The sequence below is a fragment of the Paenibacillus sp. F024 genome, from assembly GCF_057814255.1.
This window is the reverse complement of the sequence record NZ_JBVASZ010000210.1, coordinates 1-251: the sequence shown is the minus strand read 5'-3', so window position 1 is coordinate 251 and position 251 is coordinate 1. Positions and strand designations below refer to the sequence as shown.

The 251-nt window shown below is 57.8% G+C and carries 1 rRNA gene; it reads right to left on the bottom strand.

Going from position 1 to position 251, the window contains the following annotated elements:
• Nucleotides 1-251 (bottom strand): 23S ribosomal RNA (locus ACZYR9_RS27980); the annotation flags it as partial.

Below are 251 nucleotides of genomic sequence, written 5' to 3'. Positions count from 1 at the left end.
TCACCTTTCCCTCACGGTACTGCTTCACTATCGGTCACCAGGGAGTATTTAGCCTTGGCAGATGGTCCTGCCGGATTCCCACGAGGTTTCACGTGTCTCGCGGTACTCGGGATCCGTCTAGGGTTTTCGCAGCCTTTCAGCTACAGGGCTGTTACCTTCTTTGGCCGGCCTTTCCAGACCGCTTCACCTACGCTGCTCAACCCACATTGACGTCCCACAACCCCAGGGGGCAAGCCCCCTGGTTTGGGCTA